17 protein-coding genes are annotated in these 23,618 nt (G+C 57.2%); 8 read left to right on the forward strand and 9 right to left on the reverse strand.

Going from position 1 to position 23,618, the window contains the following annotated elements; translation table 11 throughout:
- The first annotated feature begins 237 nt into the window (after positions 1 to 237).
- Entirely contained in the window at positions 238 to 3,378 is a 3,141-nt protein-coding gene (locus IEW18_RS12910; protein WP_188558277.1) for a T9SS type A sorting domain-containing protein, read from the forward strand.
- A gap of 279 nt (positions 3,379 to 3,657) precedes the next feature.
- On the forward strand, positions 3,658 to 3,927 hold the full coding sequence (locus IEW18_RS12915) for a hypothetical protein (RefSeq protein ID WP_188558278.1): 270 nt from the start codon (positions 3,658 to 3,660) through the stop codon (positions 3,925 to 3,927).
- Positions 3,928 to 4,035: 108 nt separating this feature from the next.
- Here the strand turns inward: IEW18_RS12915 and IEW18_RS12920 are convergent, their stop codons facing one another.
- The 4 genes from IEW18_RS12920 to IEW18_RS12935 all read right to left on the reverse strand — a co-directional run bounded on the left by IEW18_RS12920 (position 4,036) and on the right by IEW18_RS12935 (position 6,684).
- Positions 4,036 to 4,362: a HesB/IscA family protein gene (locus IEW18_RS12920; RefSeq protein ID WP_110978003.1), complete on the reverse strand. Its 327-nt coding sequence runs from the start codon at positions 4,360 to 4,362 to the stop codon at positions 4,036 to 4,038.
- A 92-nt stretch (positions 4,363 to 4,454) separates the two neighbouring features.
- Entirely contained in the window at positions 4,455 to 4,865 is a 411-nt protein-coding gene (locus IEW18_RS12925; protein ID WP_188558279.1) for a hypothetical protein, read from the reverse strand.
- A gap of 92 nt (positions 4,866 to 4,957) precedes the next feature.
- A complete protein-coding gene (gene iscU, locus IEW18_RS12930) occupies positions 4,958 to 5,374 on the reverse strand; it encodes a Fe-S cluster assembly scaffold IscU (RefSeq protein WP_188558280.1) in 417 nt (138 codons plus the stop codon).
- A gap of 95 nt (positions 5,375 to 5,469) precedes the next feature.
- Positions 5,470 to 6,684 (reverse strand): IscS subfamily cysteine desulfurase, encoded by a 1,215-nt coding sequence (locus IEW18_RS12935; RefSeq protein ID WP_188558281.1) that lies wholly within the window; start codon positions 6,682 to 6,684, stop codon positions 5,470 to 5,472.
- Positions 6,685 to 6,837: 153 nt separating this feature from the next.
- On the opposite strand from IEW18_RS12935, the gene mce reads away from it, so the two are divergent.
- The 3 genes from mce to IEW18_RS12950 all read left to right on the forward strand — a co-directional run bounded on the left by mce (position 6,838) and on the right by IEW18_RS12950 (position 9,387).
- Positions 6,838 to 7,239, forward strand: a complete 402-nt coding sequence (gene mce, locus IEW18_RS12940) for a methylmalonyl-CoA epimerase (protein ID WP_188558386.1) — start codon at positions 6,838 to 6,840, stop codon at positions 7,237 to 7,239.
- An 84-nt stretch (positions 7,240 to 7,323) separates the two neighbouring features.
- Positions 7,324 to 7,905 carry an L-threonylcarbamoyladenylate synthase gene (locus IEW18_RS12945; protein ID WP_188558282.1) on the forward strand — a complete coding sequence of 194 codons (582 nt, stop codon included), beginning with the start codon at positions 7,324 to 7,326 and terminating at the stop codon, positions 7,903 to 7,905.
- Between the two features lie 63 nt (positions 7,906 to 7,968).
- Entirely contained in the window at positions 7,969 to 9,387 is a 1,419-nt protein-coding gene (locus IEW18_RS12950) for a CCA tRNA nucleotidyltransferase (RefSeq protein ID WP_188558283.1), read from the forward strand.
- Positions 9,388 to 9,886: 499 nt separating this feature from the next.
- On the opposite strand, the gene IEW18_RS12955 is transcribed toward IEW18_RS12950, so the two are convergent.
- Entirely contained in the window at positions 9,887 to 12,514 is a 2,628-nt protein-coding gene (locus IEW18_RS12955) for a PspC domain-containing protein (protein WP_188558284.1), read from the reverse strand.
- Between the two features lie 51 nt (positions 12,515 to 12,565).
- Complete coding sequence (locus tag IEW18_RS12960) at positions 12,566 to 12,934, reverse strand: PadR family transcriptional regulator (RefSeq protein ID WP_188558285.1); 369 nt, start codon at positions 12,932 to 12,934, stop codon at positions 12,566 to 12,568.
- 349 nt (positions 12,935 to 13,283) lie between these two features.
- Between IEW18_RS12960 and IEW18_RS12965 the strand changes: the two genes are divergently transcribed.
- Together IEW18_RS12965 and porU2 are read left to right on the forward strand one after the other, a co-directional pair.
- Positions 13,284 to 14,381 carry a putative type IX sorting system protein PorV2 gene (locus IEW18_RS12965; protein WP_188558286.1) on the forward strand — a complete coding sequence of 366 codons (1,098 nt, stop codon included), beginning with the start codon at positions 13,284 to 13,286 and terminating at the stop codon, positions 14,379 to 14,381.
- A gap of 82 nt (positions 14,382 to 14,463) precedes the next feature.
- Complete coding sequence (gene porU2, locus IEW18_RS12970) at positions 14,464 to 19,020, forward strand: putative type IX secretion system sortase PorU2 (protein WP_188558287.1); 4,557 nt, start codon at positions 14,464 to 14,466, stop codon at positions 19,018 to 19,020.
- Positions 19,021 to 19,197: 177 nt separating this feature from the next.
- Here the strand turns inward: porU2 and IEW18_RS12975 are convergent, their stop codons facing one another.
- The 3 genes from IEW18_RS12975 to IEW18_RS12985 all read right to left on the reverse strand — a co-directional run bounded on the left by IEW18_RS12975 (position 19,198) and on the right by IEW18_RS12985 (position 22,183).
- On the reverse strand, positions 19,198 to 19,683 hold the full coding sequence (locus tag IEW18_RS12975; RefSeq protein WP_188558288.1) for a dihydrofolate reductase: 486 nt from the start codon (positions 19,681 to 19,683) through the stop codon (positions 19,198 to 19,200).
- A 118-nt stretch (positions 19,684 to 19,801) separates the two neighbouring features.
- Positions 19,802 to 20,773, reverse strand: a complete 972-nt coding sequence (fmt, locus tag IEW18_RS12980) for a methionyl-tRNA formyltransferase (RefSeq protein ID WP_188558289.1) — start codon at positions 20,771 to 20,773, stop codon at positions 19,802 to 19,804.
- Positions 20,774 to 20,917: 144 nt separating this feature from the next.
- Positions 20,918 to 22,183: an exo-beta-N-acetylmuramidase NamZ family protein gene (locus tag IEW18_RS12985; RefSeq protein WP_188558290.1), complete on the reverse strand. Its 1,266-nt coding sequence runs from the start codon at positions 22,181 to 22,183 to the stop codon at positions 20,918 to 20,920.
- A 117-nt stretch (positions 22,184 to 22,300) separates the two neighbouring features.
- Here IEW18_RS12985 and IEW18_RS12990 point away from each other — a divergent pair, with 117 nt between their 5' ends.
- On the forward strand, positions 22,301 to 23,449 hold the full coding sequence (locus IEW18_RS12990; protein WP_229728726.1) for an ABC transporter permease: 1,149 nt from the start codon (positions 22,301 to 22,303) through the stop codon (positions 23,447 to 23,449).
- Positions 23,450 to 23,618 lie beyond the last annotated feature (169 nt).

The raw sequence follows: 23,618 nt of genomic DNA on the forward strand, positions 1-23,618 counted from the left end.
AAAATAGGATTACGTAAAGAGTTGATTGGCATGAATTATGATGTCTTGCGGCCGGAAAAATAGCAGAAGCGAAAATGTGAAATGTATTATATAACCCTAGAAAAATTCTAGTCTACGGATGGGCCTTCCGCGTATGTGAGCCTGAGTTGTCAACCCAAATTATGGGTAGGGTGACAGACAAAGCGTTTAATCCACAATACCCAGTTTTCTCTTGCAAACCTTCCCTTTCTATAACTCATGAAAAACAAGTACTTGAGTAACCACAAGCGAGGCCATTTAAGCCGCTTATGGGTCATTCTGGTAATGCTGCTGGCTCTGCCATTCATGGCGCAGGCACAGTCGCTTACCGTCAGCCCTACAACGTCAAGAACAGCTCCTGATGATTATGGGTCTGTAGCTATCGGCTCGTCTTCTACAAAGCAGTATCAAGTCACAGGTACTGATTTAGAGGGAGTTATTTCGGTTAATTTTAGTACTGCACCGTCCTTTGAAGGCAGTACCGACAACGTTACTTTCAGTAGCACTTCTGTCTCGTTGCCAGCAACTGGAGGAACGCTTTACGTCCGTTTCCGTCCTTCTGCAATAGGTACAACTTCTGTTAACGACCAGAATGGGCGCATTATTCTAACAGGCTCGGATGCGGACTTTAATAACTATTCCCGTAACATATTTGTCCGTGGCACTGGCACACCTGGTACTCCTACCATCAACGTCGATCCTACTGCTCTTGGTTTTGGTAACCAAGTAACCAACACTACCTCATCGCCGATGAGTGTAAACGTTACGGCTACTTCGTTAACGGATGGCATCACGGTTATGGCTCCCACTGGTTTCCAGGTGAGCACTACTGCCAATGGCACGTATTCGCAAACTCTGACGCTGCCCCAAACTGGTGGTGCTGTGAATGCAACGGTATATGTGGTTTTTACCCCAACTGCCGCTCAGAACTATGTTGACGTAGTAACCTTCGCTAGCGCTGGTGCTACGACTCGCAACGTAAGTGTTTCGGGCACAGGTGTTTTGCCTCCCGCTACTCTGGCGGTAAACCCGACTCAGCTATCCTTCGCTAGCACTCAGGCTGGGCAAGTTTCTGCTCCGCAAAACTTCACCGTTACGGGTTCTAACCTGACCAGCCCTGTTACGGTAACGGCCCCCACTGGCTTCCTGATTCGTCAGGGAACTTCGGGCAGCTTCGCTCAGACTGTAACGCTGACTCCCACTAATAACTCTGTTAATGCTACTCTGCAGGCCCAGTTTGCTCCTACGGCTGCTGGTACTTACAATGCTGCAATTACCGCTGCTACTACCGGCAACGGTGGAGCTACTGCTTCGGTAACGGTAACCGGAACGGCCACACCTGCGCCTACTGGCCCATTCATTGTTGTAGATCCTTCCTCGTTGGACTTTGGTACTGTAACCAGCAGCGGCTCATCTCAGACCCTGTCTTTCACCGTGAATGCTGGCAACCTGAGGTCCCCATTGGTACTGACGGCTTCTAATGCTAACATTGAATTCCGTGATGCTACCTCTGGTGGTGATTTCACGAAAGGCACTCTTTCCATTGCTCCAAGCAATAACACTGTATCTGCTCGTACTATTGAAGTAAGACTGGTTCAGACCATTGCTACTGGTCCTTTCACTGGTGACATCACCGCTTCAAGCACTGGTGCTACCTCACAGGTTGTGTCAATCACGGCAAACAACGTTACGGGCAGCAACTCCTCTATTAATACTTCCGGTACTCTTCAGCAATTCTCAACCGTACCGGGTGTGGCATCTGCTGTGCAATCTTACCGCGTATCGGGTACCAACTTGTTGCAAGATGTTCGGGTAGCTGCTCCAACTTACTTCCAAGTATCCTTGGACCCTACGTTTGCTGGTATCACGACCACCGGTAACTCTATCTCGATTGCTCGGGTAGGCAACGATGTTCCCGAAACCACGGTTTATGTTCGCTTCTTGCCGCCTGGCGCTTTGGCTACCACTTCGGTTATCCTCAACTCCAGCGAGCCAGCTATTACACAGGGTGTCTCAGTTGAAGGAACTAGCCGGCCATCTGTTGCGCTGAATAACGCCTTCCAGGAAGTTCGGAACATTGTAATCAATACTACTTCGCCTTCTCAGGCACTGGTTATCAATGCTCAGCGTGTACTTCAGCCAGTGATTATTAGCAAAGCACTGAGCAGCAACCCGTTGAACCCAAACAACATCGAGCAATTCGAGCTTTCGCTGGACAACGTAACCTTCACGAATTCATTGACGCTGACTCCTAACTCGTCAACGTATAGCATCAACCAGCCTATTTACGTGCGGTACAAGCCAACGTACTTGGGTAGCGGGCAGTCGACCCTCCAGTTCCAGAGCAACGACTTCGAAAATAAAGCAACTCAGTCTTTCGACCGTAACGCCTTGCTTTCTGGTCGCTCTATCGACGTGGAGCCTACCATGCGTACCGTTCCTTCAGTAGTGCGTGGTAGAACTACTGCAACAGTAACCTTCAATTTGCCCGCTGATTATATTGCTCAAGGCTATGGCGAAGGTCGTCTGATCGTAGCAAGCACTCAGTCGCAGTTCCCGGCGGATACGCGTCCAGCTGACGGCACTGGCTACCAGACTGGCAATCAGATCTATGGTGCTGGTGACCAAGTTGCTCCTGGCTTCTACGTAGTATATGCGGGTGCTAACCAGTCGGTAGTAGTAGAAGGGCTGGATGTAGGTACTACTTATTATTTCTACACGTTCGAGTTTAACAACATCAACCCGAACCCGGCCGTGCAGATTCAGGGTGCTGAAAACTATCTGTCTCCGCCAGTGCCGAACACCATTCCCGGTATCATTGCTCCTTCACCGCTGCCCGTTACGTTGGTTTCCTTCGACGCCAAAGTTCGGGGTAGCAAAGTGGCTCTGACCTGGGTTACTGCCTCGGAACTGAACAACAAAGGATTCGAAGTAGAGCGTAGCCGTGATGGCAAGACGTTTGAGTCGATTCTGTCGCGGGCAGGCAAAGGCACCACAAGCGCCAGCACTACATACACCGCCGCTGATGAGCAGCCGCTGAATGGTACCTCGTACTACCGTCTCAAGCAGATTGACTTCAACGGTACTACTAGCTTCAGCTCACCGGTAGTAGTTAACTTCCTCCGTTCGGCCGACATTACGATGTACCCGAACCCAGTAGAAGACCAACTCACCATCGAGTTGGGTGGAGCTACGGAAGGTGTAGTTGTTAGCATCACGGATGCCAGCGGCCGTATCGTTCGGACCCAGAAACTAGATGCTACTGGCAAGCTGAACATGAGCGACCTGAAAACCGGCACCTACTTGGTAACGGTAGGCGAAGGTGACGCGAAAGTGTCGCGTCGTATTGTGAAGAAGTAAGGCAACTAACTTCCTAGTAAATAACAAAGCGCCATCCTCGAGAGAGGATGGCGCTTTGTTATTTAACTCAAGTGTAAGACTTCAGGTTATCCTGACTTAGCGGCCTAGCCTATATAATGGTGGGTGGTCCGCAAGGTGCTCTTGTCGTTTTAGTAGCTCCTTGTAGTTCAAAAGCTAGATAGCTCTGCCAGTTAAAATTATATTGTACTGATTTCGGTCATTTCTTCTCAGAATCAGTATAAAGCCGAATAATCTCCCATCACCAAAACTTCACCTCCTATGAAAACTTCCCTGAAGTCACTTCTTGCTGTAGCAGCCTTCTTTGCCTTTGCTACCACCTCTTGCTCTGAGCAAACCCAGAAAAACGCGGAAGCCACCGCCGATAGCGCAGCTTCTGATGTTAGTAATGCTACGGATAAGGCCGCTGATGCAACAAGCAATGCTGCCGATAACGTGCAAGCCGATATGGCACCTGAAGCCGGTGATACGGCCGTGGTGCAGAATAAGGAAGCAGATAAACTAGTGGAAGAAGTGCCCGAAAAGCAATAGTTTGATTGTCGCTAAAGCGCAGCTACTAGTACTGCGTTTCTCTACATAGCACAATAAAAAAGCCCTGGCGCAAGCCAGGGCTTTTTTATTGTGCTATGTAGAGAGGAGCTATACAGAGAAACTTTCGCCACAACCGCAGGTACGGGAAGCGTTAGGGTTATCGAAAAAGAACCCTTTGCCATTAAGCCCATCTGAAAAGTCAAGTTGAGTACCAGCTAGGTACAGGAAACTTTTCATGTCGACCACTACCCGTACACCCTTGTCCTCAAATTCCTGGTCCATGGGCTTGACCTCATTGTCAAAATCAAGCTTGTAACTCAGGCCAGAGCAACCACCACCGGCCACGGATGCCCGCAGACGATAGGTAGCGTCTAACTCAGCATCTTGCATGAGTTTTTCAACTTTCTCCTTGGCTTTGTCAGAAACGGTAATCATGGGTAAAAAAGCTAATTCGGACCGCGGGCAGTGGAATCCAGGTGAATGTCAGATATAGAACACCAAAGATACGCTGCTTGTTCAGAAACATTCTAAGAACTAGGATTTAGAACTACGCTGAATACAGTAATTGTAGTAAGGTCGCGGCCGTAGTAAAGCTTATCCAAGGCTTCGTATACGTTGTGAGCCCGGAAGTAGGAGGTTTGCAACTCCTTGTCGCCGCGCGTACGCCACTGAATAGTGTAGGAGCTTTCCTCGTCGCGGTAGCGCTGTACATACGTCAGCATTTTGCGCAAGGCTTCTAACTTGTCAGAGCCCGTCTCATACCGGAACAGGAAGCTTTGGTGGTGACGCGGATTGACGGTAATCAAATCCAGGCGGGTTTGCCCATCCAACTGCCGAAACTCAAACAGCAGATTGCCTGCTCCCAGGCCCAAATAGTCTTCTATCTGGCGCTGAATCCGGGCACTTTTAATGTGTACGTCGGTAGGAGAAAAATCCATGGCGTAAAGGTGAGATACGAAAAAGGAGAGGTGAGAAGCAGACTCTTTGCAAGTCCTGCTTCCCACCTCTCACTTCTGGTCTTGGGTAAGACTTAGTGGTGCGACTTCGGCATCTCTAGCTCCGGCAGACCGTTCTTCACGCGGTAGTCGTTGATAGCCGACTTGATGGCGTCTTCGGCCAGAACGGAGCAGTGGATTTTTACCGGCGGCAGAGCCAGCTCTTCCACAATTTCCATGTTGTCGATGGCCAGCGCCTCGTCAACCGTTTTGCCTTTAAGCCACTCGGTAGCCAACGACGACGAGGCAATGGCCGAGCCACAGCCGAAGGTTTTGAATTTAGCGTCGGTGATGGTGTTAGTCGTTTCGTCTACCTCGATTTGCAGACGCATAACGTCGCCGCACTCAGGGGCGCCAACCAACCCAGTACCTACGTTCTTTTTGCTTTTATCCAGCGTACCTACGTTGCGTGGGTTGCTGTAATGGTCAATTACCTTATCGGAGTAAGCCATGGCTTTTGAAAAAATTAGATGTCAGATTTTAGAACTTAGAACCTAGACCAAGCACCAAGTCTGTGTTCTCAGTGCTCAGCTCTAAGCTCTAAAAATTAATGTTCTGCCCACTCAATGGAGTTGAGGTCAATACCTTCCTTGAACATCTCCCACAGGGGCGACATTTCGCGGAGCTTGGTAACGGCTTCTTTTACGTGGTTGATGGCGTAATCGACTTGCTCATCGGTCGTGAAACGGCTCAAGCCGAAGCGCAGAGAGCTGTGAGCCAAGTCGTCGCTGAGGCCCAGGGCTTTCAGCACGTAGGAAGGCTCCAGCGAAGCTGAAGTGCAGGCAGAGCCCGAAGACACGGCCAAGTCTTTCACGCCCATCATCAGGCCTTCGCCTTCCACGTATTTAAAGGAGATGTTGGCCACGTGGGGTAGGCGGTGCTCGCGCGAGCCGTTCACGTAGCTTTCTTCCAGGGTCAGCAGCTCCCGCTCCAACCGGTCGCGCATGGTCGAGAGGCGCTGGGTATCTGCCTCCATCTCCAGCTTGCACAGTTCACAGGCTTTGCCGAGGCCCACAATACCCGGTACGTTTAGGGTGCCCGAACGCATGCCGCGCTCGTGGCCGCCGCCGTCCATCTGGGCGGTTACCTTAACGCGCGGGTTTTTACGACGTACGTACAGAGCGCCTACACCTTTAGGGCCGTACATTTTGTGGGCCGAGAAAGCCATCAGGTCGATGCCGTCAGCAATAACATCCACCGGAATTTTACCTACAGCCTGGGTTCCGTCCGTCATGAACAGGGCACCGTGCTGGTGGGCGATTCGAGCAATTTCGCGGATGGGCTGGATAGTACCGGTTTCGTTGTTGCCGTACATGATGGTCACCAGAATGGTTTCTGGCGTCATGGCAGCCTCCAACTCTTCCAGGCTAATCAGGCCTTCAGCGTTAACGGGCAGGTAGGTCACGCGGCCACCCAGCTTTTCAATGTGCTTGCAGGTGTCGAGGACAGCTTTGTGTTCAGTAGTAGCGGTAATGATGTGGTTACCCTTCTGGGAATACATCTCAAAAACGCCCTTGATGCCGAGGTTATCGGATTCAGTGGCACCCGAAGTAAAGATGATTTCTTTGGGGTCACAGTTAATCAGGCTGGCAATTTGCTCGCGGGCATAGTCCACGGCCTCCTCGGCGGCCCAGCCGAAGGGGTGGTTGCGCGAGGCAGCGTTGCCGAATACCTCGGTCAGGTACGGCATCATCGCCTCCAGAACGCGGGGGTCCAGGGGCGTAGTAGCGTTGTTGTCGAGGTAAATAGGTAGCTTGAGCATGGCTCGGGGGTCTGGTTTCAGCGGAGAATCATTCGCAGGTAGAACACAAAAACCACAGAACAGGTTTTACTTTCTTCCCACATTTGCAGTGCAAAAGTAGAACAAATCCAAAGAAGCCGCGCTATGCGGCTACCCCGCATTTTCGACCAACCTATGCTCACCAACCTCGAACATCTCGGCCTTGCCGTTAAAAACCTGGAAGCGGCCACCGCCTTGTATACTGCTCTGTTAGGACAGGAGCCCTATAAGCGTGAGCATGTGCCCTCCGAAGCCGTAGATACCGTGTTTTTCCAAGTTGGGGGCTCCAAAATTGAGCTGCTAGCCGGCACCTCACCCGAGAGTGCCATCACGCGGTATCTGGAGAAGAAGCCGGAGGGAATTCACCATGTCGCTTTCGAGGTAGACGACATTCGGGCTGAGATGGCGCGGCTACGGGCCGAAGGATTTGTGTTGCTGAATGAGGAGCCCAAGCCCGGCGCCGATAACAAGCTGGTGTGTTTCGTGCATCCTAAATCGGCGGGCGGCGTGCTGGTAGAGCTGTGCCAAAGCATGTAACAAGGTCTCGGATAACGCTCCGACGTAGATAGCCGAATACCAGTCAAGAGACCATTCAAGCTTTCATCCCTCCAAAACTCCTATATGAGTACCAAATTCTTTCGTGAGGAAGTTGACGCCGCCGTGGATGCGCTGCTGATGCAACAGGTGATTCTCTACCCCACGGATACCGTGTGGGGCCTGGGCTGCGACGCCGAGTTGCCGCGCGCCGTGGACCAGATCTACAAGCTGAAGAACCGACCCGCGGAGAAGGCCTGCATCGTGCTGGTTGCGGATGCGGAAATGTTTGCCCGTTACGCCGCCGTAGTGCCCCCCAACCTGCCGGAGCTGCTGGCGGCCCAAGAGCGGCCCACTACCTACGTGGTGCCCGGCAGCCGCCATTTGGCCCCCAACCTGCTGGCTCCCGATGGCACTATCGGGCTTCGGGTTGTGCTGGCGGATGAGTTCTGTCAGAAAATAGTGCGGCGCCTGGGGCACGGGATTGTGTCAACCTCGGCCAACCGGAGTGGGGAGCCCACGCCGGCTGTGTTTGCCGAAATTGATCCGGCCCTGGTACGTCAGGTGGATTATGTAGCGCACTGGCGGCAGGATGACCAGAGCCGCGCCTCTCCCTCGCGGGTAGTTCGGGTAGGGCCCGAAGGCCAGTTGGAGGTGTTGCGAGATTAGGCTACTCCATCGTGTGCCTTGCAAAAGCCGAGACCGTACCTTTGCCCCTCAACGTACTCTTGCATGAACCAGCCGCACTTACCCGCTCTTCCGTTGTTTGAAACCATAGCCGAAGCTGCCGGCGAACTGGGCTACCCCGCCTACGTGATTGGGGGCTACGTCCGGGATTTGGCCTTGGGGCGGGAAAGCAAAGACGTGGACGTGGTGTGCGTGGGCGACGGAATTCAGTTGGCCCAGACCGTAGGGCGCAAGCTGCCAGGCCGCCCGCGCGTGACGGTGTTCAAGAATTTTGGGACGGCCATGCTGCCTACCCCCGAAATAGAGGTAGAGTTTGTGGGGGCCCGCAAGGAAAGCTACCGGGCCGACAGCCGGAAGCCCGACGTAGAAGCTGGTACCCTGGAGGAAGACCTGGCCCGCCGCGACTTCACCATCAATGCCCTGGGATTAAGTTTGAACCCCACCGACTTTGGGGCCCTGGTGGACCGCTACGACGGCATGGGCGACCTGCAACGCAAGCTGATCCGCACGCCCCTGGACCCCGATGTAACGTTTTCCGATGATCCGCTGCGGATGTTGCGCGCCATTCGGTTTGCCACCCAGCTGAACTTCGACATCGAGCCCGATACGTTTGACGCCCTGGCCCGCAACAAGGAGCGCATCAAGATTATTTCGCAGGAGCGCATTACCACGGAGCTCAACAAAATCATCATGGCCCCGAAGCCCAGCTACGGCTTCAAGCTGCTGTTCCAATGCGGGCTGCTGCACCTCATTTTTCCGAAAATGGCCCAGCTCTACGGCGTGGAGAAAGTAGGCCAGCACGCGCACAAAGACAACTTCTACCATACCCTGCAGGTGCTCGACAACGTGGTGGCGGCCGGCGGCGACCTGTGGCTGCGCTGGGCGGCCATCCTGCATGACATTGCCAAGCCGGCTACCAAACGCTACGACAAGCGCGTGGGCTGGACCTTTCACGGGCACGAGGACAAGGGCGCGCGCTGGGTGCCCGGCATCTTCACCGACTTAAAGCTGCCCCTGGGCGAAGAAATGCGCCAGGTGCAAAAGTTGGTGCGCCTGCATCTGCGGCCCATTGCTTTGGTAAAGGAGATTGTGACCGACTCGGCGGTGCGCCGGTTGCTGTTTGAAGCCGGCGACGACATCGACCGGCTGATGCTGCTCTGCCGGGCCGATATCACCAGCAAAGACCACCAGCGCGTGGCGCGCTACCTGCGCAACTTCGACGTGGTGGAGCAGAAGCTCAAGGAGGTGGAGGAGAAAGACCACCTGCGTAACTTCAAGCCCGTCATAACCGGCGAAATCATCATGGAAACCTTTAGCCTGCGGCCTTCCCGGGAGGTAGGCGAGTTGAAGGAAGCCGTGCTGGAAGCAATTCTCGACGGTAAAATCCGCAATGAGTACGAGGAAGCCTTCCCCTTTTTATTGGCACTAGGCCAGCAGAAAGGCCTTGAGGCAGTGAAGCCGTGAGGTGGTGAGTTTGCGAAGTTGTATGCTGGCGAGAAAGGCCCGACGAAGCCATTCTCGCGCTCTTTTGTGATAGGCCAGACAAGTACTAAGCCCTTGACGTATGGTAGCGTCAAGGGCTTAGTACTTGTCTGGGGTAGTTCGTTGACTAGGACGAGTGGCATGGTCGGGCCTTCTTGCCTGCGCCCAAATTCACTTCGTCACTGCTTTATTAAACGAGTGAAGGAAGCCGGACCTTCCTGTTGCAGCAGGGGGGTAGGTCACGGCTTCCTTCGGGTCTCACCTTTCACTCACTCAAGATAGACCCTTGTATGCGTCGCGCGGATAAGGCGATAGATGCAAGGAGTGGCCACATGGTTGCCTGAAACGGCTTCGGGCAAGAGCAGCAGTATATGTTTTTGAGGTATAAAACGGAGTAGGGTAAGGAGGGTTACAGCCAGTCAGCGAAACGGGCTGCACGCTTAACCAGGTCGTAATTAGCGGTATTAAGGCAGGAAAGCGGCTAGTCGATGGCTCGGATGGTAGCGGCCCCAATGGCTTCCCGGCGCACATTGCCGGGCTTGCCGCTATACTCAATAAGGCTGGCGCCAACGGCATTTGCCTCTAGCTCCTTCGTAACCTGCACCCGCACCTTGCTGGCCCCAATAGCGCTGATTTCGGCCCGCTGGGTGGTGAAATCGCCGGCGGCTACTTCACAGGCGCCAGTGCCTTCTACCTGCAAGCTGTTGGCGCTGCCTTCCAGGGCGGCCTGGCAACCGCCGGCCAGCTCCATGCGCAGCTCTTGCAAATTTCCTTGCAGGCGCAGCTGGCTGCCACCGGCCTGTTGCACGCGCAGGTTGCCGGAGTTGAAGCCGTTCACCTGGGCCCGGGTGCCGCCCACTAGGCTCAGCTCATTGAGCTCGGGCAGTTCAATGGTCAGCAGCACTTCCTCCGTGGAGCCGCGGCGCGAGTCGAACAAGTCGCGGTTGCGGGGGCTGATGGTCAGTTCCTGGCCGTCGCGCTCAACCTTGATGTCGCGCAGGGCGCGGCCGCCGCCAGCGGCCTGCACGCTGTAGCCGCTGCCCTGCCGCACCATAACCCGGTAAGGGCCCACAACGCTCACGTGGTCGAAATCCGTTTCGTTGAAGCGCTGCCGCTCCGAGCCGTAGGAGTTTTCATCCGTGCTGAAGGCTTCCACGCCGCCGAAGCTCAGGTTAAGGTCGGCGTCGTCGCGGCCTTCCTCGTAGTCGTCTTGGTTTTCGCCTTCCTCATCCTCGTTGGCATTGGCGTTTCCGCGCAGGTCGGCTTCGGTGCAGTTCACGCACTCCACCTTATTACCCTTCATCCGGAACAAGAACTTTTCGGGGTGGTAGGGTGCCTGCTCCTGCACATAATCCTCGTTGTTAAGCCAATTGGCAAATTCCTCGGTCATGCGGAACGTTCGGCCCTGGGGTACCAGCAGACGCAGGCGCATTTCCTGGTCGCGGTAGCGGGCGTTGGGCTGGTACGTGAAGTGGTCATCCACGCTCAGGGTAGAGTCGTTGAGCACCCGAAGCGTATGCAACGTGGAGGTGGCGGCCGTACGGCGGGCCAGCGAATCGGTAGCGCCTTTGGCTGAAATGATGCGCTCTAGTCGTAGCACCTGGCCGCTGTCGATGCCCACAATATCCAGGTCTACCCATTCGTCATTCTCGAGCTGGCGGCGTTCCAGCACCAGCGACGAGCGGGTCAGGCCGTTGAGCGGCACGGTTTGGGTGATTTCCTCCTGGCGCTGAAACTCACGGGCCAAGCGGGTACCCGCCACCGAGCTGCCCACCACGCCCAGCAGCCACAAACCCAGCAAGCTAAGCGAAGCAGTGCGGTTCAGAATGGTGCGCCGCAGCAGTAGCCCCAGGCCCGAAAGCAGCAGGGCCAGCGCCGGAATGGCCGTGAGCAGGTAGAAGCTCAGCACTGCCAGCGGCGAAATATCATTGAAAAGAACAAAAGGCTGGAACGGACCGAAGTCAAGGTTGTCAGAGGCCGAAATGATGCCCAGACCCACGCCCATCATGATGGTGCTGGCCAGCAGCCACCCAAAGCCCGTGAGCACCAGAATGCCCCCGGCTATTACCCGAATAATGGAACCCAGGGAGTTAATCAGCGGGCTGATGTTGGTAAAGAAGTTCTCCAGAAAAGTGCCCACGGGCCGGTTGTTCACGGGCGTGGTTCCTTCCTCAAAAGGGCTGTTGCGCAGGTTATTGTCCAGGGCCGACAGGGTTACGGCGTCGCCGCGCATGCGGAGCTTGTCGGAGGCGGTTTTCGCCTCCGGCAAGAGAATCCACAGAATAATATAGAGGGGTAGCGCAAAACCGCCGGCAAACAGCCCGACGATAAACAGAATCCGAATCAGCACCACATCCACCCGGAAGTAAGCGGCCAGCCCGGAGGATACCCCGCCAATTTTGCCCGTATCCGTGTCGCGGTACAGCTTTTTAAAGATGGGGTCCTCGTTGGTGGGCGTGCCATCGAAACGGGTAGGCAGCACCACCCATAGAATAAGGTAGGTCAGCAGGGATATTACCGGCAGCTTCTCGCCAAACTCCTCCATCGGCGTGTCGTCCAGCAGAATTGGAAACACGATGAGCAGCAGCAGGAAGGCCAGCCGAATCCAGAGCGGATTGATGACGAAGTACCGGGCCAGGCCGGCGGCTACCCCCGCAATCTTGCGGTTGGCCATGTCGCGGTAGAGGCGTTTGGTGCCTTCTTCCTCGGTGGCGGCGGCAGTGGCGGCCGTGCTGCCTGGGCCGGCCGAGTAGCCAGCGGCGGGGCGGGGGCCGGTATAGGTGCCCTGGGCCGAGCCCGTGGCCACGGCTTCGGCCAGGATTTCTTCGTCGTCCTCGGCCTCGTCGGCGGTCTGGAAGTCACTTACGCGGCCCATTTTGGCGGTCATGGCCTCCACGTCTTCCAGCGTAATGACCTGCTTGAGGCCCGAGAGGCGGGCGGCGAACAGCTCGGCAATGCGGCTTTCGATATCGGCCACGATTTCCTCGTGACCCCGGTAGCCGCTGAAGTGGGCTTTCACTTCCGCCAGGTAGCGGCTGAGCACGTCGTAGCCATCTTCCTCAATGTGGAAGATCATGCCCTGAAGGTTGATGCTGATATTCTTTTTCATCTCAGTGCTGCAACAATTCAAGAATAACTGGAAGGTGAGCGGGCGGGCTGGTTAACGCAGCGGTTCCGCAGGCAGGGCGCTGCCATTGGCGTGGGGCTTCTGGCGAATGATGCGGATAGAGTCCTGGACTTCTTCCCAGGTCAGGCGCAGCTGGTGCAGAAACTCCTGGCCGGCTTGGGTGAGGGTGTAATACTTGCGGGGAGGGCCACTGGTGGATTCTTTCCAGGTGTAGTCCAGCAGGCCCGCGTTTTTGAGGCGCGTCAGTAGCGGGTAGAGCGTGCCTTCCACCACAATCATGCGGGCGGAAGTAAGCTCTTCGAGCATGTCAGACGCATAAACCTCCCCGCGGGCAATGATTTCCAGGATGCAGAACTCCAGGATGCCCTTCCGCATCTGCACTTGGGTGTTCTCGACTTTCATGGGCTGAGGCAGATATCGGTGAAGAATGAGTCAAAGATATGTAAAGGTACTATGTAACACAAGGTACTAGGTAAAAATAATTTTAGTTGCCTTTCGACGGCGAAATCTGACCAGATAAAAAGGGGTTGACTACCCCGCGCAAGCAGCCGGCCGAGGTTGTTTTGTCCCGGTAAGGGTAGGGAAGGCGCCGCAATAGGCCCTTGGATAGGTCTGGAGGGATGCGGGCAGCAGGTTTACCTGCTGAAAATCAGTGTTAACCGAGAAGTACAATCCAGCTCGCACTATTAATGAGTATCTTGCGTTGCTGCCGCGTTACCCTTTTGTTCGATACTATCTGGTTTACTTCTCTATGCCGCACTTCTTCCGTTGTACTTCGCTGGTGCTGGGCATTGGGTTGAGCGTGGGGGCCTTGGCCCCGGCTCTGGCCCAAACCAAAACGCCCAAATACAGCAATGAATTTTTGAACATTGGGGTTGGAGGCCGGGCCCTGGGCATGGGCAAAGTGCAGGTCAGTCTGGCCGATGATGCCACGGCTGGTTACTGGAACCCCGCCGGGCTGGCCAGCCAGAAAACCAAGTACGATGCCGTGCTTATGCACTCCGAGCTGTTTTCGGGCATTGTAAAGAACGACTACGCTGCCTTTTCCATGGCCCTCGACGATAAAAGTGCCATTGGGGCCAGCTTTATCCGGTTGGGCGTGGATGACATTGCCGATACCCGGGCGCTGGTCAACGAATACGGCTACATCAACTACGACAACATCCGCTACTTTTCCGTGGCCGACTACGCCGTGCTGCTGTCGTACGCCCGCAAAATCGGGAGCGTGGAAGGTCTGCAGGTGGGGGCCAATGCCAAGGTAGTGTACCGCAACATCGGCAGCTTTGCCAACGCCATCGGGTTTGGCCTGGATGCCGGCGCCCAGTACCAGCGCAACAACTGGCGCCTGGCCCTCATGGCCCGCGACATTACTACTACCTACAATGCGTGGTCGATTAACTCGGAGGAGTACGAAGGCTACGCCGTTGAAACGGACGCCATTCCGAAAAACAGCACCGAAATTACCCTGCCCACGTTTGTGCTCGGCGTTGGGCGCACGGTAAAGCTACCAAGCGAGTTTACCGCCACGGCTGCCGTGGATCTGGAGCTGACCACGGATGGGCAGCGCAATACGCTCGTTTCGTCGAAAGTAGTGAGCCTGGATCCGCGGGCCGGCCTGGAGCTGGGCTACAAGCAACTGGTGTATCTGCGTGGCGGCGTGGGCAACATTCAACAGATCCAGTCCTTTACCGGTCAGGAAGAGTGGAAGATGCAGCCCAGCCTGGGCGTGGGACTGGCCCTGAGCGGCCTGCGCCTGGATATGGCCCTCTCGCGCCTGGCGGTCGAGAAGCTGGGGCAACAGTCGCAGCCTACCTCCATTATCGTTTCGCTGGGCTACGGCATTAAATAAGCAGTATTCCCGGCGGCGGTAGCCTGGCATATAGCCTCCCGGAAACCTATCTGATTACGTAGAAATACTAATTGTCTTGCATATGAAACAAGCTTACCAGCAACAATGGTGGCTCTTGTTCCTGCTTCTGGTGCTTAGCGCAGCGGGAGCCCGCGCCCAATCCGGGCCTTATGGCAACGAGTGGATTGTACCCGGCCAGCAGTACTACAAAGTGAAAGTAGCCCGCGACGGGCTGTACCGCCTCGATTACCAGTACCTGCAGCAGGCCGGCATTACGGGCGTAAGTCCGCAGCGCCTGCAGGTATGGCGCCGGGGTAGGGAGGTAGCAGTGCACGTGGGCGGCAACCAATCGGTGCTCGATCAGACCACGTTCATTGAGTTCTTCGGCCAGAAAAACGACGGCACCCTCGACCGGGGCATGTTCAAAAACGCCGACGACAACCCCCAGCCTTACTATAGCCTGTTCACCGACACCGCTGCTTACTTTATTACCTGGTCGAATACAGCCCAGGGCCGGCGCATGGCGCAAACCAACCCGGCTGCCACGGCCACGCCGCACGCCCGGCGGGTGCGGCAGCCTCTGCGCGTGTTCTCGAACTCCTACAACACCATCAACGACGAAACTAACGTCTACAACTCCTGGTCGGAGCGGGGGGAGAATTTCCTGAGCGACGAATTCGCCACTCAGCCCTTCGCCGTAACCTTCGACTCAGTGTGGGCCGTGGCCAGCAGTGGGCCCGTGCCGCGGGTAACGCTGCAGGTGGTGGGCAAAACCATGGGCCAGCATCGCACCCAGGTTAGCGTGGTAGGAGCCAACGGCACGGCCCGCGTACTGGGTACGCTTAACTACGCCAACTTTGATTACGCTCGGGCCTCGTACGAGTTGCTGGCCTCTGACCGCAGTGCCAACGGCCGGGTGCAGCTGCAGTTAACCCAATTGCTGGGCAACACGTCCAACAGCGTGCGCGGCGACCGGGCCCGGGTGGCCTACGCCCGCCTGACTTACGCCCAAAACAGCCGCTGGCCCCAGCGCCAGACCCAGCTGTTTTTTGCCAACGACTCTACCCTCACCGGCGGGCCGGCGTACTACCTGCTTGACTCCATTCCGGCCACCGTGCGCGGCTACGACGTAACCGACCCGTACTCCGTGCAGCGGGTAGAAGGTCAGGCGGGTGCTACTGCCAATCAGCGCGGCTTTGTATTCGCCGATGCTACCACCGCCCGGACCCGCCAACTCCTGCTGGCTGATGCCAGCCGGGCCCTAGTGCCCCGGCCCGCCCAGCGCGTGTACTTCCGCACGATTTCGCCGGCCGCGCACAACTTCCTGATTGTAACCAGCCGGGTACTCATGCACCAGGCCAGCACCACGGCGAACCCCGTGCGTGCCTACGCCAACTACCGGGCCAGCACCGGCTGGGATACCCTGGTGGTGACCTCGGAATTACTGTACGACCAGTTTCACTACGGCGAGCGGTCCTCGCTGGCTGTGCGGCAGTTTGCCCAGTGGATGCTGGCCGGCAGCTCCCGCGCCAAATCGTTGCTGCTGCTGGGCAAAGGCATTGGGGTAAGCGAGTTCTGTGGCGTTTCCTTCCGCCGGGACCCCGAAAACTACCGCGACTGCCTGGGCTTTACCGGCAGCTCCGCCGTGGTGCGTAACCTGGTTCCCGCCAGTACTCGCGGCATCTCGGATATCTTTTTCACGGCTGACTGGCAGAATGGCGACTACCGCCCACGCATGAGCACCGGGCGCATTGCCGCCCAGACGCCCCAGCATGTGCTCAATTACCTCAACAAGCTCAAGGAGCACGAGGCCCTGGGCTACGCCCCTTGGCGGCGCAACGTGCTGCACATGGTGGGTAGCACCAATGCTACCGAGGCCGTGGTCTTTGAAAACTACCTCAACAAGTACGGTACCTACGTGCGGCGCCCGCCGTTTGCCGGCAACGTGGTCAAAACCTACCGCCGGGCCGATTACCCGGGCAACATTCCCGGAGCCACCCCGCCCCTGAACTTGGCTGCCGACTTTAACGCGGGCCTGTCGTTTATCTCCTACTTCGGCCACGGGGGGCCGAACACCCTGGCCTGGCAAATTGCTAAGATCAACGATGCGGCCAATGGCTTTGCCAACCAGGGTAAGTACCCGGTGTGGTACATCAGCGGCTGCTCGGCGGGCAACGCCTTTACTTCCTACGGCTCTTTCGGTGAAGACTACATGTTGGCCGAGAACAAAGGAGTCGTCGGCTTTTTGAGTGAGTCGGACCTGGGCTTTGACCCGGACCTAGACGCCCTGCACACGGAAATTGTGAAGCTGCTCTTCTCGGACCCAGCGTGGTATGGCAAGCCCGTGGCGGAGGTGCAGCAAGAAACCGTGCGGCGCCTGCAAACCAACGGCAGCCCCTCCAGCATTGCCGGCCTGATGAATACCGTGTGGCAGGGCGATCCGGCCCTGAAGCTGTTCTCGCCCTTGAAGCCCGACTTCCAGACCGCCAACAGCCAGCTGCAGGTTTCGCCGAGCATCATCCCGATTACGGCGGCCCGCTTTGACTTGAAGGTGACGGTCAGTAACCCCGGCCGCAGCGCCATCGGTACGCTCGATATTCGGGTAACCCGGAGCTACGGCAACGGCCGGGCCAACGAGGTGCTGCTATTCGAGAACCTGCGCCAAGCCCGCCGCGACACCACCTACACGCTCAGCATCACCAACCCTACCGCGGGGAGCATTGCCGGGCTGAACACGTTCCTGGTAGAAATCGACCCCGCCAATAAAATTGATGAGTCGGATGAGACCAACAACCAGGGCACGCTTACCTATACTTTCCTGACGGGTGGTGTCACGACGCTGAGCCCACCCGAGTTTGGGATTGTAGGCAGCCGGTCGGTGCGACTGGTGGGCCAGAGCAGCGTACCAACCCTGACGAGCCGCGAGTACGACATGGAGCTGGATACGGTGCAGACGTTTAACAGCACTCAACTGAAAACTAAGCGCGTGGCGGCCGTGATGGTGCCCGAGTGGAGCGAAACGCTCCCCAGCTTCGCCGGCCGCGACAGTGTGGTGTGGTACTGGCGCCTGCGCCTGCACGCTCCCCAGGGCGACGAAAGCCCGGACTGGGTGGTGAGTTCCTTCCGCGTAATTAACGGCCGCAACGGCGGCTGGTCGCAGAGCCACCCCGGCCAGTTCCGCCGCGACGAGCGTAGTGGGATTGAGGTAGCCGTGCCCGGTGGGCAATGGAGTTTCAACGCCGGTACGCAGGAAGCCACCATTACTTCCACCCGCATAGGCCCGGCCCGGGAGTGGCAGTCCGTGTTCCACACCATCCGGACCAGTGCTGGCAGCAACTACACGCTCCGGCTGCTGGGCGTTGACTCGCTGGGAGCAGTAACGGTACTTAACCCCAACATTACCAGCCGCACGCTAGCCCTGACCGGCATTTCGGCCCAGAAGTATCCTTACCTACAGTTGCAAGCGGTATTGCGCCAAACTGGTACTGGTCCGGCTCCGCAGCTGGAGCAGTGGCTGGTAACGTACCAGGGAATTCCTGAGGGTGTAGTTCGGCGGGATGCCGTTCTGGCCTCCACGCCAACTGCCTACGATGCCGCTACGTTGGCCCAACAGGCTCGCACCGGCACGCTAACCATTCCGGTCAGCTTCCAGAACGTAGCCGACTTCGATTTCACCGATCCGCTGGTGGCTCATATTCTGGTGCGCGACAACGCCAACCACCTTGTGCAGAAAAACGTGGTGTTCCGGGGCAACCCGCTGCTGGCACACTCCCAGCGCACCTACGAAGTGAAGCTCAACATCGTGGGCCTGACGGGTACGCTCAGCGGGCAAGTGGTCCTGAACCCCCGTCGCCAGCCTGAGCAGTACTACTTTAACAACGAGCTGCCGCTGCCCACTTTCGAGGTAGAAAACCGGGACACGCCGCCGGTGCTGGATGTGGCCTTCGACGGCCGCCACCTGCTGAACGGCGACATCGTCTCGACCCAGCCCATCATCAGCATTCAGCTGCGCGACGCGGACCGGCTGCGCCCCATGAAGGACCGCTCGGCCTTTATCGTGACGCTGACCCGCCCCAACGCCACGGCCTCCGTGCCGGTAGACTTGAACGCGGCGGGCATCACCTTCGTGGCTGATTCGGCCCAGGGGACGGCTCGGCTGGAGTACCAGCCCGGTAAAACTACGCCCCTGCCCGATGGGGTATACACGCTGGAAGTGCAGGGCCGCGACGGCTCGGGCAACCTGGCTGCTTCGGAGCCCTACCGCATCACGTTTGAGGTAATCAGCAACACGAGCATCACCAACGTTTTCCCGTATCCGAACCCCGTAATCAGCAAAACGAAGTTTGTGTTCACGCTCACGGGTAGCGCCGTGCCGCGCAATATGAAGATTCAAATTGTAAGCCTGACGGGCCGGGTAGTCAAGGAAATCATGATGGCCGACCTGGGGCCGCTGCGCATTGGTAACAACGTATCGGAGTACGCCTGGGACGGCACCGACGACTACGGCGACCGACTGGCCAACGGCACCTACCTCTACCGGGTAGTCCTGGACGACCCCGAAGGCCAGTTCAAGCAGCGGCAAACCAGCGCCGACAAGGCCTTCAAGAAAGGCTGGGGCAAGCTGGTGCTGCTTCGTTAGCGGTGTGAAATGGAGAGATGGTGAAATAGTGAGTTGTTGTGCTTTCAAAGGCCGCAACTCCCCACGCAAAAAGCCCCGACAGGAATACTATCGGGGCTTTTTGTTGTCTCCGGTACCGGAAGAATTTGCGCCTGGTACCAGGCTGTCAAGCTCACTAAAACACCAAATCACTACCCGCTACCGGCGCCGCAGGGTCACGAAGCTAAAGGCGTAGGCGTGTTTGTCGTCGGGCTCATGCCGCTCCCGGGACTCCTCGCGCCAGTCCGCGGGGTTCAGTTCCGGGAAAGTCACGTCGCCCGCAAACGAATGATGCACTTCGGTCAAATACACTACGTCGGCTGCGGGTAAGGCCTGCCGGTATATTTCCCCGCCCCCAATAACGAACACTTCCTCATCCAGGGCGCGGGCCGCTTCCAGGGCTTGCAGCACGCCATACGCCGTTTGGCAGCCTTCCGCCTGCCAGTCAGTCTGGCGCGTTACTACTAGGTTGGTGCGGTTGGGCAGGGGGCGGCCGATGCTCTCAAACGTGCGCCGACCCATGACGATGGGGTGACCCTGGGTGAGCTGCTTGAAGTGCTTTAAGTCCAGGGGCAGGTGCCAAAGCAGCCGGTTTTCTCCCCCGATAACGCCGTTTTCGGCAACAGCTACCACGAGTGCAGTCATAAGAGTAGAGTAAAGGCCAGCAGGCTACCGAGGCGCACGCCGGCCTAAGTTGCTAAGTACATTGAGGTTGGGATAAGTTGCCTTATCGGCAATGGGAAGCCGCGGAAGGGCGAGGCGGTTAGGCTGCAAGCGCGGCCACATTGAAGCCCCGCAGAAATTCGGCCACGGGCATCCGCTTTTTGCCTTCCAGCTGCACGTCCAACAAATCCAGCAGGCCGTTGGCGGTTTGCACGCGCAAGTAGCTGCGGCCGTCGGTAAACCAGCGGCCGGGGGTGGAGGCGTCGGGGCCGCTGGCTTCCTCATCGTCGAGGGGCTGGGCCTTGAACACCTTGAGCGTGCGGCCATCCGGTAGTTGGGTAAAAGCCGTCGGAATGGGGGAAAGGCCCCGCACCAGGTTAGCCAGGGCCGGCGCCGACTGCTGAAAATCCAGGCGGCCAGTTTCCTTTTGGAGCTTGGGCGCCGGCTGCAACTCGGGCAGCTCGGGCTGCGGTATGCTAGGCGCCGTACCCGCCGCAATGGCCTGCACGGAGCGCAACGCCAACTGAGCGCCGGCAACCTTCAACTTTTCATACAAGGTGCCGAAATCATCTTCGGGGGCAATGTCCACGGCATCCTGGTATATCAGGTTACCAGTGTCGATTTCGTGGCGCAGAAAGAAGCTGGTCACGCCCGTGCGCGTATCGCCGTGTATGAGGGCCCAGTTGATGGGCGCGGCCCCGCGGTACTGGGGCAGCAAGGAGGCGTGGATGTTGATAGAGCCCAGCCGCGGCATGTTCCAGACGGCTTCGGGCAGCATGCGAAAGGCCACGACTACCTGCAAATCGGCGGCGTAACTCTGCAGTTCCTGCTGAAACTCGGGGGCCTTCAGGTTGGAAGGCTGCAGCACGGGCACTTGGTGGCGCGCAGCGGCCTGCTTTACGGCCGACTCCTGCAGCTGCCGTCCCCGGCCGGCGGGCTTGTCGGGGGCCGTTACCACGGCTACTACCTGGCCGCCGGACCAGGCCAGCAAGGCTTCCAGTGTAGGCACCGCAAATTCGGGCGTGCCCATAAAAATAAGGCGGAGGGGAGTTGATGCAGCCAGTAAAGTCATAGCGGCAAAGGTAGAAATCCTGGCATCCTGTACCTGAAAAAACCGCTTGCCCCTGCCGAAAGCCACCCGCGTATTGTGGGCCCGGCGTTTTTGGCAGGGGCAAATGGTTTTTCGATCTGATGGACTCAGTGGGTAACCGGCTTCCTATTTAAAATCAGGGTAGAGCAGATACTTTTTGCGCAGCACTTTATACTGGCCCAGCTTCGGCTCCCAGGACTGGCGAATTTCCTGCTCGGTTTTGCCGGCTATGATTTGCTGGCGCAGGGTAGCCGTGCCCGCCAAGCGCTCGAAGCCTTTGTTAAAAAAGTTAGCCTTATCAGTGCTCTGCTGGTAAAAATCGAGCACGTATTTCAGCGTGAAGCCTACGTCGTTGCCAGTTTGGCGTAAATCCAGGCCGTAGCAAAGCTTGCCGTTCTGGGGCGGGGAAGTGGAGCCGGGGTTGGGGGTAGGGGTGAAGCTAAATGGGCGGGTTTTGGGCTGGGTGGGGGCGCCAATGACCTCAAAGGGCGTAGCCGTGCCCCGGCCCACGCTTACGTCGGTTCCTTCAAACAGGCACAGGCTGGCGTAAAGCGCCACGGAGTGGGCAGTGGGCAGGTTGGGAGAGGGGCGCACCGGCAACTCGTAACGGGTGTCGTGGGTGTAGCCCTGCATGGGAACCACCGTCAGGCGGCACTGGCGTTTGCCCTCCAGCCACTTTTCTCCGTTAATCATTTGAGCTAGCTCCCCCACCGTTAGGCCGTGCACAATGGGAATGGGGTGCATGCCCACGAAGGTTTTAAACTCGGGCTCCAGCACGGGGCCATCCACGTACCAGCCGTTGGGGTTGGGGCGGTCCAGAATAATCACCTCTTTGTTTTGCTCCGCCGCCGCTTCCATTACGTAGTGCATGGTGCTTATAAACGTATAGAAGCGCGTGCCCACATCCTGAATGTCGAAAATCAGCACATCTATGTCGCGCAGCATTTCCGGGGTCGGCTTTTTGGTGGCCCCGTACAAGCTCCGGGCAGGCAAGCCGCTCCGGGCATCTTTGCCATCCTTGATGGTGGCGCCGTCGGCGGCCTCGCCCCGGAAGCCGTGCTCCGGCCCGAAAATCACCCGCACGTTTACGCCCTGGGCCAGCAGCGTATCCACTAAAAATGCCCCGCCTACCTTAGCCGACTGGTTTACGACCACGCCTACCCGCTTGCCCTTCAGCCGGGGCAAGTACCGGTTGAACTGCTCGGCTCCCGTGCGCAGGGGTTCAGCGGCCGGCAGTATCACCTGGGGCGGCGAGGCCAGCGTTTGCTGCAACGGGGCAGTGCTGGTATCAGGTGTCTGTGGCCCGGCGGCCGAGGCCGATTGGGGCGCGCGGGCACAGTCGGAGAGGAAAAGCGAAAGGCCTAGGAGGCTCGCAGACAGGATGGAAGGCATAGGCGGGGCGGGAAAGTGGAAAACTGCCGGGATTCGTCTAGCTTTACGCCGGTGAACGTCTCGCAGTATATATCTAATAAGATCGATGGGGCCGATGCAGGTTCATTTACCTCGTCGGTGACAAAGATAGCCATCATCAGCATTGCCATGGGCTTGGCCGTGATGGTGGTGTCGTTTGCTATTCTGGAGGGCTTCCGCAACGAAATCCAGAACAAGATCTTTTCCTTCGGCTCCCACTTGCAAATCAGCAAGTACGATACCAACAATTCCCTGGAGGTAGAGCCCATTGGGGGGCCGCGGCTGGTAAAGCAACTGCAGCATAACCCGCAGGTGTCATCCATTCAGCCCTTTGCCCGCAAAACGGCCATCATCAAAACCAAGGAGGAAGTGCTGGGCGTCGTGCTGAAAGGCATTGATGAGAAAAGTGGCCGCTCGCCCATGCGCCAGAACCTGGTGAGTGGTAAGTTCCTCACGTTCTCGGATACGGCCGCCAGCAACGACGTGCTGCTCTCGCGCAAAGTGGCCGACAAGCTCCGCCTCAAGCCCGGCGACAAGGCTCTGTTCTACTTCATCCAGAACCCGCCCCGGGTGCGCCAGTTCACGGTGCGCGGCATTTACCAGACTGGCCTTGATGAGTTCGACGAAGCCTACGTCATCGGGGATATTCAGCAGGTGCGCGACCTGACCAGCTGGCCCGACTCGCTGGTGGGCGGGCTGGAAATTACGCTCAAAGACTTTAACCGCCTGGACCCCGTAGCCGACAACCTCTACGAAAACCTGCGCTACGACCTGAAGCTGGACAAAATCACGGACCAGTACGCCCAGCTCTTTGACTGGCTGAAGCTGCTGAACCGCAACGTGGTTATCTTTCTGGTGCTGATTATTTTCGTGGCTACGTTCAACATGGTAGCCACCATTTTCATCATGATTCTGGAGCGCACCAACATGATTGGGGTGCTCAAGGCCATCGGCGCTACTGACAACCAAATCCGCAGCATGTTCTTTTTCCGGGGCCTGAGCCTGACGGTGCGGGGGATGTTCTACGGCAACCTGATCGGGCTGGGCTTCTGCGCCATTCAGTACTTCTTCCATCCCATTCCGCTGGACCCTGAGAACTACTACATGGACCGGGTGCCGATTCACTGGGACCCCTTCATGATTGTGGTGCTCAACGCCGCTACCTTCCTGACGTCCTTGCTGGCCGTCCTGATTCCGACTTACCTGATTTCGCGCATCAAGCCGGTAGTCGCCATCAAGTTCGACTAAGCCTTACCATATTTTTGCCGGAAAGGCAAGGGGGAAAGGCAGGGGTAGCAGCCTGAGAATCAGTAAAAACTAAAAAGCCCGTCATCCGGAGTTTAGCGTAGGACCTTACTACGCTAAACTCCGGATGACGGGCTTTTATTCTATAGGGCTTGGGTTAAGGTTTTTTACA

Source organism: Hymenobacter glacieicola (assembly GCF_014640315.1).
Classification (GTDB): Bacteria; Bacteroidota; Bacteroidia; order Cytophagales; family Hymenobacteraceae; genus Hymenobacter; species Hymenobacter glacieicola.